The 15,319-nt window shown below is 53.3% G+C and carries 17 protein-coding genes and 1 pseudogene; 7 read left to right on the forward strand and 11 right to left on the reverse strand.

What is annotated here, in order from left to right:
* The first annotated feature begins 8 nt into the window (after positions 1–8).
* The 3 genes from ACYVHB_RS04175 to ACYVHB_RS04185 are packed head-to-tail and all read left to right on the forward strand — an operon-like array spanning position 9 to position 2,693.
* The gene (locus ACYVHB_RS04175; protein ID WP_461049873.1) at positions 9–962 is read left to right on the forward strand and encodes a hypothetical protein; all 954 of its coding nucleotides are present in this window, start codon (positions 9–11) and stop codon (positions 960–962) included.
* Between the two features lie 5 nt (positions 963–967).
* Entirely contained in the window at positions 968–1,618 is a 651-nt protein-coding gene (locus ACYVHB_RS04180; protein WP_461049875.1) for an ABC transporter ATP-binding protein, read from the forward strand.
* A gap of 7 nt (positions 1,619–1,625) precedes the next feature.
* Positions 1,626–2,693 carry a hypothetical protein gene (locus ACYVHB_RS04185; protein ID WP_461049876.1) on the forward strand — a complete coding sequence of 356 codons (1,068 nt, stop codon included), beginning with the start codon at positions 1,626–1,628 and terminating at the stop codon, positions 2,691–2,693.
* A gap of 77 nt (positions 2,694–2,770) precedes the next feature.
* Here ACYVHB_RS04185 and ACYVHB_RS04190 read toward each other — a convergent pair whose 3' ends face one another.
* From ACYVHB_RS04190 to ACYVHB_RS04230, 9 genes are all read right to left on the reverse strand, one after another.
* The gene (locus tag ACYVHB_RS04190) at positions 2,771–2,947 is read right to left on the reverse strand and encodes a DUF1059 domain-containing protein (protein ID WP_461049878.1); all 177 of its coding nucleotides are present in this window, start codon (positions 2,945–2,947) and stop codon (positions 2,771–2,773) included.
* Between the two features lie 36 nt (positions 2,948–2,983).
* Positions 2,984–4,144 carry a DUF2911 domain-containing protein gene (locus tag ACYVHB_RS04195; RefSeq protein WP_461049880.1) on the reverse strand — a complete coding sequence of 387 codons (1,161 nt, stop codon included), beginning with the start codon at positions 4,142–4,144 and terminating at the stop codon, positions 2,984–2,986.
* A 26-nt stretch (positions 4,145–4,170) separates the two neighbouring features.
* Positions 4,171–4,761, reverse strand: coding sequence for a DinB family protein (locus tag ACYVHB_RS04200; protein WP_461049882.1), 591 nt, complete (start codon positions 4,759–4,761; stop codon positions 4,171–4,173).
* 25 nt (positions 4,762–4,786) lie between these two features.
* The gene (locus ACYVHB_RS04205; protein ID WP_461049884.1) at positions 4,787–5,239 is read right to left on the reverse strand and encodes a DsrE family protein; all 453 of its coding nucleotides are present in this window, start codon (positions 5,237–5,239) and stop codon (positions 4,787–4,789) included.
* Positions 5,240–5,404: 165 nt separating this feature from the next.
* A complete protein-coding gene (locus ACYVHB_RS04210) occupies positions 5,405–6,379 on the reverse strand; it encodes a Gfo/Idh/MocA family protein (RefSeq protein WP_461049885.1) in 975 nt (324 codons plus the stop codon).
* Position 6,380: 1 nt separating this feature from the next.
* On the reverse strand, positions 6,381–7,691 hold the full coding sequence (locus tag ACYVHB_RS04215; RefSeq protein ID WP_461049887.1) for an aminotransferase class V-fold PLP-dependent enzyme: 1,311 nt from the start codon (positions 7,689–7,691) through the stop codon (positions 6,381–6,383).
* A gap of 244 nt (positions 7,692–7,935) precedes the next feature.
* A complete protein-coding gene (locus ACYVHB_RS04220; protein WP_461049889.1) occupies positions 7,936–8,790 on the reverse strand; it encodes a DUF5694 domain-containing protein in 855 nt (284 codons plus the stop codon).
* 119 nt (positions 8,791–8,909) lie between these two features.
* The gene (locus ACYVHB_RS04225) at positions 8,910–11,585 is read right to left on the reverse strand and encodes a TonB-dependent receptor (RefSeq protein ID WP_461049891.1); all 2,676 of its coding nucleotides are present in this window, start codon (positions 11,583–11,585) and stop codon (positions 8,910–8,912) included.
* Between the two features lie 161 nt (positions 11,586–11,746).
* Positions 11,747–12,490, reverse strand: coding sequence for an SOS response-associated peptidase (locus ACYVHB_RS04230; protein ID WP_461049892.1), 744 nt, complete (start codon positions 12,488–12,490; stop codon positions 11,747–11,749).
* A 114-nt stretch (positions 12,491–12,604) separates the two neighbouring features.
* On the opposite strand from ACYVHB_RS04230, the gene ACYVHB_RS04235 reads away from it, so the two are divergent.
* Positions 12,605–13,249 (forward strand): pyridoxamine 5'-phosphate oxidase family protein, encoded by a 645-nt coding sequence (locus tag ACYVHB_RS04235; protein WP_461049894.1) that lies wholly within the window; start codon positions 12,605–12,607, stop codon positions 13,247–13,249.
* Between the two features lie 84 nt (positions 13,250–13,333).
* On the opposite strand, the gene ACYVHB_RS04240 is transcribed toward ACYVHB_RS04235, so the two are convergent.
* Positions 13,334–13,825 carry a hypothetical protein gene (locus tag ACYVHB_RS04240; protein ID WP_461049896.1) on the reverse strand — a complete coding sequence of 164 codons (492 nt, stop codon included), beginning with the start codon at positions 13,823–13,825 and terminating at the stop codon, positions 13,334–13,336.
* A gap of 68 nt (positions 13,826–13,893) precedes the next feature.
* Positions 13,894–14,115, reverse strand: a complete 222-nt coding sequence (locus ACYVHB_RS04245) for a VF530 family protein (RefSeq protein WP_461049898.1) — start codon at positions 14,113–14,115, stop codon at positions 13,894–13,896.
* 128 nt (positions 14,116–14,243) lie between these two features.
* On the opposite strand from ACYVHB_RS04245, the gene parS reads away from it, so the two are divergent.
* The 3 genes and pseudogenes from parS to ACYVHB_RS04260 form a co-directional block, all read left to right on the forward strand.
* Entirely contained in the window at positions 14,244–14,669 is a 426-nt protein-coding gene (parS, locus tag ACYVHB_RS04250) for a type II RES/Xre toxin-antitoxin system antitoxin (RefSeq protein ID WP_461049899.1), read from the forward strand.
* Complete coding sequence (locus tag ACYVHB_RS04255; RefSeq protein WP_461049901.1) at positions 14,669–15,124, forward strand: RES family NAD+ phosphorylase; 456 nt, start codon at positions 14,669–14,671, stop codon at positions 15,122–15,124. Before parS ends, ACYVHB_RS04255 begins: the two co-directional genes overlap by 1 nt.
* Positions 15,125–15,194: 70 nt before the next feature.
* Positions 15,195–15,296 (forward strand): annotated as a pseudogene (locus ACYVHB_RS04260) (DUF4385 domain-containing protein); the annotation flags it as partial.
* Positions 15,297–15,319 lie beyond the last annotated feature (23 nt).

The raw sequence follows: 15,319 nt of genomic DNA on the forward strand, positions 1-15,319 counted from the left end.
CAGACCTCATGATCCAGAAGTTATTCACGAGGTTAGGCCGCGTGTATTCCTTTGTTATGTCGCTGATCGTAGCAGCCATTCTCGGGGTTACGACCTGGGCGTTTTGGGGGCTTTATCAGGATGCGCGGCTGCAGGGTGAGTTTGCGAAGGAAGGGCAGCTTCTTTCGGTGACGGTTGACCGGGCCGAGCACGACCAACGAACGTGGCGGGATATATTGGGTAACAGCGCCTACCTGACTTTTCGATATAAGGGAAAGGCCTACACAAGCCGGTTCGTGACGGACAGCACCTACGTCAGCGACGGCGACCGCATTCAGTTGTTGTATCACCCGGCATACAACGCGTTACGGCAACCCCGCAACGACGTTCGGTTTGATCAGTCCATCCGCAAATCCCGCCTGATCGGGTGGACGACCATCCGGTCGTTTACGGACGAAAATCGGCTGTTGTTGCTTTGTCTGATTCTTTCTGCGGCTTCTTTTTTCCTTATTTCCGGGGTCATCGTAACCATTGTTCCCATACCATTCCTTCAGGACATAGCCCGGCTTATGCTCGTTGCTGCCGTCGCGGTCGGGGCCGCTTTCTTCACGTATGACACCTACCATTATTATCAGTATTACCAGCGCCTGAAAATAGACGGTCGGGAGGTAGCCGTTCGGGTTATGGATACCAACCGGTGGTCAGTTGGGCGAGGAAGGGGCTCCCGCAGAACGCACTGGTATCGCTACGAAGCTACGATACAATATCAGGCGCAGGAACGCGCGATTCCCATCAGCGAGGCTGACTTTGAGACGGTAAAGCCCAACGACACGCTGAAGGCTTACTACAACGAGTCCGTCAATGATTTTATGTCAATCAACTACGGGCCTGATTATTGGCTTGTCATAGTACCCGCCTTCTTCTGGCTCATCACAATTCTTTTGATCCGATCTGGATTTACCAGCCAGCCAAAAAAACTGTAATTCCCTTGCTCACCGTCGCCAATCTCACAAAGGCTTACAACGGCCACACCGTACTGACCGTGCCGTCGCTGCAGCTACCCCCCGGTATTCATTACTTCCGGGGGGGCAATGGGTCGGGCAAGACCACGTTTTTTCGTACGGTGGCGGGGCTGTTGCCATTTAGCGGGCAGATTACGCTCGATGGTCAGTATGAAATCAACCGTGACCCGGTGGCCTACCGGATGCGGGTCAACTACGCCGAAGCGGAACCACTCTACCCCAATTTTCTAACCGCCCGCGACCTCGCCGGGTTCGTGGGTCGGGCCAAGCAGGCACCAGCGGGTCAGGTCGATGCGCTGGCGGAAACGCTCGGCGTAACCGCGTTCTGGACGCAGCCGACGGGTCAGTTTTCGAGCGGGATGCTTAAGAAGTTGTCGCTGCTGCTGGCCCTGCTGGGAACGCCCTGCCTGGTGCTGTTTGATGAACCGCTAACGACGCTGGACGTAGCGACGGCCGACCGACTATTTGACCTGGTGCGGCAGCTCCGTACCGAGCAGGACGTGTCGTTCTGGCTTACTTCGCACCAGGACGTTAGCCTCACAGGCCATTCGCGGCCCGGTCTCACCCTGACCGGCATTTATCAAGTGAGCGACGGCCTTATCAAGCCTCTACCCTGACGCGGCTATGCTGACTACGCTATATCGTCTGCTGGTCCTGCCGTTTTTCGTCCGCAACGCCGGTACGTTTGCGGTTGGGTTTTACTTCGCGTTTGGGTTCATGCGGCCAATGGACCACGAAGCGCTGATTACGGCCGCACTTGGCTCGCCATTTTTGCTGGGGCTGTTCGGGTTAGTATGGGTGCTGTATGCAGTGAGGACGGTTGGGTTTGTTCGGGGGCAGCTGGCCGCGCCGGAAAACCTGTTTCTGCAAACATTCCGGCTCATACCGACGCAACTCCGGCGCATGCTCTGGGGGATTCTGTTCATCCAGTTACTATCACCCGTGATTTTGTACGCGGGCTGGATGGGTGCGCGGGCCGTTCATTACCAAACGTGGGGACCGCTCGTAGTAATTGTGCTGGCAGTGTTGGGCCTGATTATAGCGGGTGTGCAGGCGGCTGACTACCGGCTGCGGCACCACGCCCCGGACGCCATTCGACTCCCTCGCCTACGCTTCCGCCTGCCTTATCCGCTGTTTTTTCCAACGTACTGGCTCCGCCACGAACCGCTGTCGCTGCTGCTGACAAAACTACTATCGGGTGGGCTGCTGGTGGGCGTTTGTCGGCTCTACCCCACCGACGACTACGACCAGCGGCTCTTGTTGATTGGCCTGATGCTGGCCGTCATTACGCATTCGCAGGTGGGGCGGCAGTTCAGTGCGTTCGAGCAGCGTTACTTGCTGCTATTACCCAACCTGCCGCTGTCCGTTGGGCAACGCTTCGGCCGGTACGCGCTGATCTACGGCCTGATCTGGCTTCCCGAATTACTCATCCTGCTGCGCAACTGTCCATCAGAAATTCAATTCGCTTACGTCGGCAGCCTCTGGCTGACCGGCTGGGGCTGGCTGCTGCTATTGCACGGACTGGCCTACGGGCGCGATGTGTCGCCGGATCGCTGGCAAACAGCGGTATTCTGGGGCTTCATTATTGGCTTGCTGTCGATCATGTTTGGCCTGCCGTTGGTAGTGTGGGGCGCAGTTGGCTGGCTGGGATCCATTGGAGTAGCGGTCAAAAGAAAAGCGCCCTGCTTGTAGCGGGACGCTAAGTAACGAGTCGATTGGCAACCGCTCAACTGGATCGAACATCCCGGTTGTCAGACGTGAAAGACCCGTTAGTTCACACTTTCGTGAATCAGCGGTTTCAGGCTCTCAGCCAGTTCGGGCGTCACCGTGACGCCATGGACACTACTGGCGTGGTCGGCAACCTGCGCCAGTACTTCTTCGTCCGTACTGGCTTTAATTTGAGCGTCGCAGTCGAAACCGGCGTCGCGGCAGTTAAGGGTTTTCATGGTTCCTGGAGTTTAACGTAATTGATTGATAGAAGGCTACTTTTTTATTTCTTTAAAATCTGTGAACGCTTCGACATCATCCCATTGAAATTTTAGCACTCCGCCTGTTTTTGTCTCCTGAATGTCAATTGTAAACTGATCTTTAGGCGTGTCCAGTCTTTTCACCTGGAGAGCAACCTGGGCAAAATCTTTACGTCTATCCGGATCAGTAGGCCATGTCGTTGTGTCGGTATTAAAGATCAGGAGCCAATTGGTGGGTCGGGGAATTGTATAAAGACTGTATTGACCCTTTGGGATAATAGATTTTCCGATCTGAATGTCGTACGGGAGCGTTAAAATGGTGGCATTATTGGCTCCTGTTCGCCATAGTGAATCATAAGGTACTACACCGCCAAATATTTTTCTGCCGCGCCTATAGGGTCTACCGTAGTCAACTTTCACCCGGTTTTTCTGAATGGTTGCCTGCAGGGTATCTCGGGGAGATGGAAAGCCAATAGCAGGCGACTTCGCCATCCGTTTAGCAAGCTGGTCAATATCAATCGGCGGGTGTTTGGTTACCAAAAAGTTATAAGGGGTTCCGATACCATCCGTACTGATTACACGGCCTTCGGCAGTAGCCTGTACCTTCGTGTATTCGATAAATGGTCCGCCAAAAACCATAGTGTCTTCGCCGGTGTAACGAACACTGATTTTGCTTGCCGTTCCACTATTCGTCATGTTCAACGGCCCGAGCATTTGTTTACCCGACTTAGCCAATCGTATACAGTTCCATTCGACGAGTGAAAATAATGGATTCGTACCACCATAGAAATCCATACCGGCCACGGCCTGCTTTCGGACAATTTCAGTTGAATTATCTTTACTGGAAATATAGAACGTACACGTATCGGCTGAGCAACTCATTGTTCGACAGAATGGAAACCGCCAGCCAACAATAGGCTGGAGAGGAATAGAACTGTTTACTGGATCCATAGCAGCCATGCTAAATTCCCTTATGGTTCCATTCGGGTAAAAATGGATGGTAAATTCTCCAATGTAGGGGTCGAACATGCGAAACAAAACCTTGCCGTAGAGGTGATTATTTACCATAGTGTAGGTCTCTACAAAGCCCGTATCAGGGCCTAATTTCCCCACAAAAGAAGCCGTATAAGGCTTGGCCTGACCCAGGCTACTGGTAACAGGAAATAGAATAGCCAATAACAGGCATATAAGTCTGGTAAAGCTCACCACGGGTCGAAATCGGCTTTGCTGGTGATGTGATAAACCCGGCTGTACGTTCCGCGAATGTAGCGGATCTGATACCGGTGCCCGGACATATGGGTCGTCTGGGTTTTAAGCAAATTGTAGATAGGGGTCTCTACCCGACCCACGAAGATGACCTTCTTCGCTAACATATCGGGCGTTAAGCCGTTAATAACGCTTATTGACCGGGTACGAGCCGCATCGAAACGCGCTTTCATGGCTTCAATGGTAGGTTCCTGAACCGACATGGGATTTTTATCGGTCAGGTAGCGGCCTTTGTTTTCGATGGCATCGGCCATCCACTCCTCATACCAGCAGATATGCCCAAGTACCCAGCGAACAGGATTTGACTCAGGATTGGGCTTCCAGTCAGCTTCCTTTTCCGTAATTCCTTTCAGATTCCCCCAAAGCGACTTATACTCCCAAGCGGCCATATCCTGCAACAGTTGAACCTCTTTGGGAGTGAATTCATCGTCCTGAGAGAGGGTAGGTAGTGCTGTTACCAGAAATGGGGAAAGAGCACAGGCAACAGTGCCTTGTTTCAGAAACGAACGTCGTGAATGCGGTTTCATGCTAAGGGTGGTTTAACAAGGCAAATCAGTACGTAAACATCCGGTCACTGTCGATAGATAGTCGGACCAATACGGTTGGCAGGGCAAACTCGGCGGGTTTTCCAGCGATATCGGCGTCGGTCACGTTTCGCGCTTTGGCCGACATGCCTGACACATAAAACTTACCACCTGCTTTCACAATAGCGTCGTAGTGTTCGCGCAGTTTGCCCGTGCCAAGTCCGGTTACAGCGTTCAACTCGGCATCGCGCAGGAGCACGGCCGCGTCGCCCGCCAGAAAGAGCGAAACGGTATGCCCTTCGTCGAGGGCGGTTTTGGCGACCAAAAAAGCCAGGGCTGCCCGAGTGGCGTCGGCCGGACCGTGGGTGACGTGGACGAGTATTTTCATTTTCTTCGGACTGGGTTGCGCCGTAGCCATGCCAACGACTAACGAGATCAAAATAGCCGCATACAGCAGATAAGTACGACGCAGATTTCTCATATTTTTGATGAATGCGTGGAGAAGCGGCATTTTAACGATTTGTAAGTGAGTGAATTATCGGTAAAAGTCGCTCTTCCCGGATAATGTGCAATTCATTGGGGAGCGTATTTATTATCCGGTAGTTTCTGTAACTACCGGAAAGCCTTTCTACTCGAATGAGGATGTTTACCGCGCGGTTATCAGGTCAAGGATGGCGCTGGACCGCGCCCCGGTTTCACCCGTACTGGGGCTTTTTGGTCCACCGCGTAATTCAGCCACAATTAGCTCGATCAATGGCTGCTGCACGTGTTCCGGGAACGGAATTGTGTACTCATCCGAACCCGTTTCGGTTTCTACCCGGATGATGAATTTCTCAAAGAAAGAAAACGTAATCTTCCCCCTTGAACCAATGAGCTGCGTTTGCTCAACGCGCTGCCCCCTATTTGCCGTGTAGCACCAACTCCCGGTTCCCAGCACGCCCGACTCGAATTCAAACGTGGCCACAACAATGTCGTCGGCGGCATACAAGCCAGCCTGATTCCGGGCGATGCCGGTAGCGTTTTTTATTGGTCCGAGGGCGTATTCCAGAAAATCGAACTGGTGCGCTGCGTAATCGTGGAAAAGCCCGCCCCCCGAAATTGCGGGCGACACCCGCCAGTTCGGTTGTGCACCAACCTCCCGGTCATCAGGTTGCCAGTTCAGTTCAACTCGAACATGCCGGATATCGCCGATTACGTGCTGGTCGATCAGCTCTTTTACCTTTACAAAATATGGGAGCGCCCGGCGGTAAAACGCCACAAAAAGCGGCACCCCAGTTTCCCGGCTCACCTGATTCATGGCCGCGCATTCGGCCGCATTCAACGCCATTGGCTTTTCCACGTACACGGGTTTCCCGGCCCGCATTGCCCGAATGGCATAGTCCGCGTGCATATCGGGTGGGGTAGCCACGTAGACCGCGTTCACGGCCGGATCGTTAATCAGTGCATCGGCATCATCGTACCACGTGGGTACATTATGTCGTTGGGCATAATCGGCGGCTTTCGTGGCATCCCTGCGCATAACCGCCACCAAACGGGAATGGGTCACTTTCGAAAAAGCCGGGCCACTTTTCACTTCGGTCACGTCCCCGCAACCAATAATACCCCAGTTCACCTGATCCATATCAGCTCTTCTTCTGCTTACCGGCTACCGTTTGTTTCTCGGCCATTGCCGTGATGGCCGTCACGAGCCGGTCGAGGTCCTTGGGCGAATGGTAGATGTGGGGCGTTACCCGGATGCCGTGAATGTTCTCCCAATCAATGGCGACGGTGTGAATCTTGTGCTGATTATACAGTTGGCCATCGATCTCGGCGGGTTTCATACCGTCGATGGAGAACAGGGCGACGGCTCCGGCGTATTCGGGTTTAAGCGACGTATGAATTCTCACCCCCGGCAAATCACGAACGCGCTCGGCCCAGTAGTTTTTGAGGTAGTGCGCCCGGGCAAATTTGCGGGCCGTGCCAATGCTGTTGTGAAAATCAACCGCCGTGCCAATGGCCATTTCCGAGGCAAACGACCGCGTTCCCAAACTCTCGAATTTACGAATATCGGGACCGTCGGGTTCGTTGTTCGATAGCAAGGCCCATACGTTGCGAATTTTGGGTTGCCGGATGTACAGCATTCCGCTGCCGAAAGGTGCACACAGCCACTTGTGCAGGCTGGTGGCGTAATAATCAGCGCCGAGATCAGGAATTTTAAAGTCGAACAGCGCGAACGAATGCGCACCGTCGGCAATCACTTCGATGCCGCGCTTGTGGGCTTCGTCGGCAATTTTACGGACCGGCAGCACCTGCCCCACCCAGTTGACTAAGTGCGTAACATGAACCACCTTCGTTTTGGCCGTGAACGCCTTCACGTACTGCGCCACAATGGCGTCGTCGTCCTCGGTGGGCAACTCCAGGTTCAGATAAACCAATTTGACGCCGTCGCGCTTTTCGCGCTGCTTCCAGGCGTTGAGCATATTCGGGTAATCCTGCTTGGTCAGCACGACCTCATCACCCGCTTTCAGATTTAGTCCAAAGATGACCGTGTTCAGTCCTTCAGTGGCATTACGGTTGATGGCGATTTCTTCCGACGAGCAACCCGCCAGGTCCGCCAGTTTGCTGCGCAGGGCTTCGCGGCCCTGATCCAGAATGCGCCACATATAATAGGATGGTGCTTCGTTGGCATACTGATAGAACCGGATGTGGGCGTCCTGCACGACTTTCGGCTGCGGACAGACTCCGCCGTTGTTGAGATTAAGCAGATTGGGCGACACCGTGTATTCTGATTTTACCCACGCCCAGAAATCCTCGTCCCGTGCCCACTCCGTCGGCGACTTCAGGGCGGTATCGGCCAGTGGAAACGGGTTAGCGTACGTTTCGGGCGTAAACGTGGGTAAGGTTAGTGCGCCAGCGGCTGCGGCCTGCCGGAAGAAGGTTCTGCGCGTAGTCATAGCGTATAATCAGGAAGTATGAAGGAGCGATATGGGGTAAACCTACCTGTTTTTCGCTACAAATCAATACATTATACGGCTAATAGGCTGATTAGTTGATCCTGTCAGTGGGCAGGCCATTGCTACTTTTATACTATGAGCTTATCCGTACTGATACTACGCTGGGCAGCTTCAACATTCGCCAATCTCAACCTGCTCCACACAACGGTGTAAACGGGAATCAGGGAACAAGCAGATTCTACCGTTACTTTAAATAGGAAGCGGCATCAACGAGTTTATAGGCCGGATCATCCCGAAAAATGCTTTGCAGCGAGCCAACGTGCGCCAACCCAATGATAACTACTATTTTTTTAGCCTGTTGCGCTAATTGAGTGGTAACAATATTTGAGTAAATTTTGTAATCCCTGTTTTTAAAAACTGATGTGAGTTCTGCTCCAATGTACTTAGGATTAATAAATGTAGTATCTACCATTTTGTCCGGGTTAGTAAACCGACCGTTCGTCACGCGTGCGGGGGTTATATAGCGTAGATGGTAAATCTTTTGAATCATCTCCGGTTGATTCAAAAACTTGATGTACTCACTAAATGATAAACTTCCATTCTGAATCTGTTCGTATTTAGCAGTAGCTATGCTCCGCACTTGAAGCCCTTCTGCTTTATACAACTCAATGTTCTGCCCGTTGCTGAGAATACTTTGCGAAGTGCCCCCTGGTGCGTTAACCCCGACTATGTTCTTCAGGCCGAGTCGTTTACCCAAAACGAAAGCAAGCTGATACTCTTCTCCCCGACCATCCCGAAGATCACTAAGCTTGAGCTTGTCATTTACAAAAAGAGTATAAATACTATCCAGTTTTTGCTGATTTTCGGGTAGCCGCTCTACAACAATTAAATCTGGCCGGTATTTCTCAATGCGAGTCACTATATCAGCCAGTTCTTTCTGCTTTTCCGGCGTGAACGCGTCCGTATTAGGATTGTCTTTTTTATAAACTTGCTGCAAATGATCACAGCCCACCAGCATAATCTGCGTTTGATTATTTTGGCCCCGTACGGAATAAGGAAACGTCACTGTTGCAATCAACAGAACCAGTATAAATCTCATAATTAATGATAGCGAACGATAGCTAAAGTTGTTGATTGGCAAAGGCGTAGGTCGAAAACGCGGCAAGGGGTAAGGCACACAAGTTGCTTCCGTGTGCCCTCACCCCTTGCTGCGACTATTTACCTCGGCCGCCCACCGCCCCGGTTGCCAGCGGGCGCTCCACCCGCCGGGGCTGCGGGAGCGGGTTGCTGACCGCCACCGCCTTCACCACCGCCCTCGCCACCGTCTTTGACATCATCATTACCGCCCCGGCCCCGCCGACGCTGCGGCTGGTCGAAACTTAGCTTGCCGAATTTATAGCTGAAGTTGGCGCGTACCCCGGCGTTGTAGAGACTCGTCAGGCTGCTCTGGGTGAAGATGGGCGACGACGATTCGGAGCGAATGGTAAACGGATTATTGAAGAAGTTCTCGCCCGCAATACCGAAGCTGCCGCGTTTGTCTTTCAGGTCTTTCTTGACGCCGAAACTATAAAACGCAAACCCACCCTGGTACCCCTGCAACTGAACGTCGCGGCCCCGAATAAATCCGAATCCCTGCACACCCCAGCCGTTCTTAATGTTCAGACTCGTATTGAAGCGACCACTAACGACCCACCCGGCATTGCTGGCCCGGTAAATGGCCTGCGCCCCGTTGTTGGTCAGGTAGGCGTAGTAGGCGTCGACGCCCCCGCCAATCTGCCACTTCGAGAATAAGGTTATGTTGCCGAACAGGTTGATGCCATACGCCTGTTGCCGACCAATATTCAGGTAGGTGGTGCGGATGGGCCGGGGCAGCGTGGGGTTGGTCACCTCGCCTATACTATCGGTAATTGTGTCGCGAACGCTCGTGATTTCGTTGTTCGTGCGCCGGTAGAACAAGGTCGCGTTTATGTACACGTTTTTGACATACGCACTGTTGCTGAACTCAAAATTGTCGGTCAGTTCGGGCGCCAGCAACGGGTTTCCCTGCGTGATGTTGGTGGGGTTAGCCACGTTGACGTTTGGATTCAGAAACCGGATGCCGGGCCGCTGCAACCGGCGGTTATACGCCAGTTTCATAGTTCGGCCATTGGCCAGCGACTTCGAAATGTTCAGGCTCGGCACCAGATTGCCGTAACTCGGAATCCCCAGATCCTCACCGGCGGCTCCACCCTGCTCACCGGGCTGCGTACGGGAATAATTGGCGTTGATATTGGTAAACTCGTACCGCGTACCGGCCTTGATGGTAAACTTGTTTTTGGTCGTAATCGTGTACGACACATAAGCGGCCCCAATGGTCTGGTCGTAGTTCAGTGTGTTGCCTGGGCGGTCGGCGTCGGTTTGAAACCCGCCGGTGGGTCCCGTTGCGAAATTGTAGCGGAAGCTGCTTTCGGCCTGCCGATAAATACCTTTCCCGCCAAACTCAATTTCCTGGTTCTTGCCAATCGGCGTTTCGTAATCTAATTGGATCGTCGACTCCTGGTTTTGACTGTCGTTCAGGTTCTGCTGGCGGGCAATGATGGTGGCGAAGTCGGCCGAACTGAGAATGTCGGCGACAAAATCGTTGTTGCGGTCGTTGCGGCTGTACTGCCCCGACAGGGTCAGTTCCTGCTGGGGTTTAAACGTGCGGACATAATCGACGTTGGCATCCACCGTACCCGATAAATCGTCGGTCTTGACGTTGCGGGCGTTGTAAATGGGAAAATACATACCACTCGTTCTGGTCAGGAAGTTGTCCTGAAATACGGTATTGTTGCGGGCACCGTAGCGCAGGCTGGCCGTAATGGCACTGGTTTTGGAGATGTCGTAGTCCCAGCCTACCTGATAATTTCCAAACACCCCCTGGTTGCGGGTGCTGGCCGACTGCTCAGTGGTGGTGGTGCCGCTGCCCCCGAAAATCTGTTGGGTATTGGCAAATGCACCCCGAACGTTGTAGTTGGCCCGCCCGAAGCCACTCAGGCTGAAACCCATTTTACCCGTCCGCAGGTTCCCGTTCAGGCCGAGGTTGCTGCCCCGGTTGCCCACCCCCGAATCGACATTCAGCGTCAAGCCCTGCAACGTGGTTTTTTTGGTGATGATGTTGATAATACCCGCCGATCCTTCCGCGTCGTACTTGGCCGAGGGCGAGGTGATAACCTCCACCGTTTTAATCATGTCGGCCGGAATCTGCTTCAGCGCATCGGCCACGCTACTGGCTACAATGGTACTCGGTTTATTGTTAATCAGCACCCGCACGTTACTGCTGCCGCGCAAACTCACGTTACCGTCCAGGTCAACCGACAGCAGCGGCACCTTACGCATCACATCAGTAGCGTCACCCCCTTTGGCCGTCAGGTCTTTATCCGCATTGTAGACGATGCGGTCCACTTTTTCTTCAATCATGGCCTGCTGACCAACCACCTGTACTTCGTTGAGCGTACGCACGTCCGGCGCGAGTTTAACAGTGCCCAGCGCCACGTCGCCCCGGCGGTCGAGTTTCACGCTCGACACGGTTTTGTTGCGGTAACCAACGAACGAAATCAGGAGCTGGAAGTCGCCCTGCGGCAGCTTATTGAGTGTAAACCGGCCCTTATCGTCCGCTACAGTTCCGTCAATCGGCTTTTTAGTTTGCGTATTGACGAGCGCTACCGAGGCAAATTCGACGGGTTTGCCGCTGGCCGAATCTATCACAACGCCCGTTAACTTGGCGTTGCCCCGTGGTATGTCGGTAGTCGATGCGCCGGGCAGGGCTGCGGCCGGTCGCGGTTCACCCCCGCCGGGCAGCGATGGTACCTGCGCCTGCGCTACGCTGTTGAGAAGGAAAAAACCGACGAAAAGATAAGGTATTGTTGATTTCATAATCAGGTTGCAGAATAGCAATACTATTTTTTATGAACAGACTACGAATACGTTTGTTCACGGAAAAAGACAATTTTCTTCGGCGTGGCTTTAGTTAATGTAGGGTATTCCCCAGAATTTTACATAAACGGTTTACTACTGGGACAGATGGGCGGCAGTACTCAGGCGAACAATTGAGGGTTTTTGCTCAGTTCCGGGTAGGTAGCCGGGGCCATCACGTCCGGCACGTCACTCGGCTCAGTTCGCGACGTGATTCGTTTGCTGATGCTGTAGCTGTGCATGCGGTTGGCCGGGTAAGGTGCCGACAGCAGGGCCAGCGCGTCGGCCTCGCTCAAATCATCGCGCAGCCACGCCCGTTCGGCCTCTGCCGTCAGCAGGCAGGGCATTCGCTCTTTTGTATTATGAATAGCTGCCAGCAATGAATTTGCGTCAGTGGTGAGCAGCGTGTACGTCGGAATCAGTTCGCCGGTATCAGGGTCAGGCCACTCGTCCCACAGCCCCGCGACGGATGTAATTTTCTGGTCGGTGGTGTTGATGTAGAATGGGAATTTTTTGCTGCCAACCGTATGCCATTCGTAAAAACCCGTTACTGGAATCAGGCAGCGCTGCCCTTTTTGGGCGGCCGTTCGGTATGAGGGTTTTTCGTAGATGGTTTCGGAACGGGCGTTGATGGTTTTGGCCCGAATGTCGGCCGCAGCATCGGCGGTTTTCGCCCAGCGCGGAATCAGTCCCCAGTTAATCAGTTGTAGCTTATTCGGTTCCTGCCGCGTCACAATGGGCCAGGCCGGAAAATTGTATGCATTGGCGTGGTAAACAGGCCCGAAATTAGCCGCATCGGGCATAACGGCCTCGTAGCGGGCTTCAAGTTCAGGGGCCGCAACGGCAAGTGATTTATGGTAGCACATGGCAAGTGAGTCTCAGGCAGTGAGCGACTGCCAGGTTCAACAGTTAAACAAACGAACGGCGCATCCGGTTATGCCAAACGTCTTCCAATAGACCGATCTCCCCGTTATTTGTTCATGAACCAGCCCGTAGCCCCACCCCCTTTACCCAATGACATTTTCCACACGTTGTCCAATCTCGAACGCGATAGCTGGCAACAGCTCGTTTCGGCTCCCGAACAGGAATCAGACCGGGGTGCCGGACCAAACTTCAAGACCCTGACGGTTGCCACCAACACCGCCGACGGGGCCGATGCCCGAACGGTGGTGCTTCGGCAGGTTGATTCGGTGCGCCGGTACATCTGGTTTCATACCGACGCCCGCGCCAGTAAGGTGATGCAGCTCGAAGCGTTTCCGAATGCTACGCTGCTTTTTTGGGACGAAAAGAGCCAGGTGCAGCTTCGCCTGACGGCCGAAACCCGGCTTCACACCGACGATTACATAGCGGATGAACAGTGGGAAAATTTATGGGTGGGTGGCCGCAAAACGTACCTCTCCGAGCGCGTACCCGGCAGCGAGCAACCCGACCCGTATCCCGGTTTTCCGGTGGAGTTGGGCGAGGGCTTGCCTACCGAAGCCGAGAGTGAAGCCGGGCGCAAAAACTTCGCCGTTATTGAGTGCCGCGTGTTGTCGATGGACTACCTGCACCTCAGTCGCGGTGGGCAAACGCGGGCGCGGTTTCAGTACGAACCAGAACGAAAACTGACGTGGCTGGCCCCATAAGCGAAGTGTGTGGGTATTTGAGTGTTTATGTTTCTGACGGGCAAACACCTAAACACTAAAGCACTCATACATCTGTACACTTCTCTACGGTGCCTTGGTGGCCACTTTTGGTTGAAAACCGCCAGTACTCTTTCGCATACTCTCCCGCTTGCCCTGGTACAGCGTCCATTGTTCCGGGGTGAGTAGTGGCCGAAGATTATCCTCCTTTTCTTCATTAATCATCAGCATTGTTTCGCGAACCTGCTCCATCGTTTCCGGCGACGGACGCCCGGTTCCCGTGCCAACGATGTCTTTGATGGCGTCCTGCTGTTGCTTGGCGAACTCGTTGTTGAGTTTTTTGACGGCTTTGGTTTGGTCTTTCGTCAGCGACAGGCTGTCTCTGAGCCATTTGGTTTCGCGGTCGGCCAGCACGCCGGGCATGTTGCTGAACGCGGAGGGGGGCGTGCTGGGCATCTGCTGATACTGACTGTTGCCCATACCCTGCCGACCCATTCCGCCCCCATACTGACCGTATTGCCCGTAGGTGATGGAGTTAAGCAACAAACTAAGTAGTAGACCTAAGGACGTTTTCATCATGAATTCGATTGGGTTTGGTCAGCACAGATGACTGGCTCGGAATGAAAGGACAAAATTCGCAAATCTTTTTAGATAGCGATTGAATTCACGTACAGTTCCTCTACTTTTTGCCTTGCCCAGGGTGTTTTGCGTAAAAACGCCAGGCTCGATTTAATACTCGGATCATGGCGAAAGCAGTTGATGGGAATACGGTCGCCGAGTTCATCCCAGCCGTAGTTGTCTACTAAATGCAGCAGGATGGTTTCCAGGGTCTTGCCATGGAGGGGATTGTTGGGCTGTCCGATAGTCATGCAGTTGGAACTGTTTATTGGTAGGCAAGCCGATTGGCCCTGAAAAAGTTTACCACCTGACTCGCTTAGGGTGAGAATCAATGAGCGTCAATTGTCGTTATATTTACGACAACTAACGCTTTCCACGTATGAACACGGCCGCACTTGCCACTTATTTTGGCGAAAAGAACGCCCCTCCCCTCCGCTCGGTGTTTGATCTTATTGAGGTTAGCCGTACGGGGCTTTCCAAAAAAGCGGTGGCCAACATGGCCCGGCACCTGTCGATTCCGCTGGCCGATTTGTTCGTCATTCTCCACATCTCGGTCCGAACGTGGCAGCGTTACTCCAGCGATAAACTATTACCGCAGGAGGTGACGGCAAACGCGTTGCAACTAGCAACTTTATACACACACGGGGAAGGAGTATTTGGCAATTCGGAGAAGTTTAAAGGATGGATGAATCATCCAAGTCCAATTTTTGGGGGTAAAAGACCAATAGAGCTTTTGGATTCACGATTTGGATTCCAGGCCGTTCAGGATGAATTGGTGCGCATCGACTACGGTGTACTGGCCTGATGGACGTATATCGTTTGTCTAACGCCCGCCGGGCTGATGACCTGACCGGGACTGGCTCTAAAATAGGAGGTGGTCGATGGAATTATATAGGGACACCCGTGCTGTACACAGCCAGTTCAAGAGCATTAGCCACGCTGGAGGTGTTGGTTCATAGCCCGTTGTCGTACGTACCGGACTATTACCGAATGGTTACCATACGCATTCCCGAAGATTCAATGCAGACCGTTCCGCTCGACCAGTTGCCCGATGGCTGGAATGGTCTGGCCCCACCGCCCGCCATCAAAGATATAACTGAGATGTGGGTCGCAGAAAACAAATTTTTAGTGCTCAAAGTCCCGTCAGCGGTTGTAGCGGGCGAGTTCAACCTCCTGCTCAACCCGGCCCATTCCCGCTTTTCGGACGTCCGCACCACCGACAACCTACCCTATTCGTTCGACCCGCGTTTGACCCGCTGACTTGCTTCTGGCCAAACAGTCGTCGGGAGTCGTTTGTTAGTATGGCTCCTAACCAACAGACGGATTACCGATGCCAGCCAACGACCGCGCGTTTAATTACGACCTTGACTACTGCATCCTCAACCTGCGCGAACAGCCCGAACTCTACCGCGTTGGCAAAGGGGAAATAGGCGATTAAGTATAAATTGCATTTAA

The sequence above is a fragment of the Spirosoma arcticum genome (genome assembly GCF_054779955.1).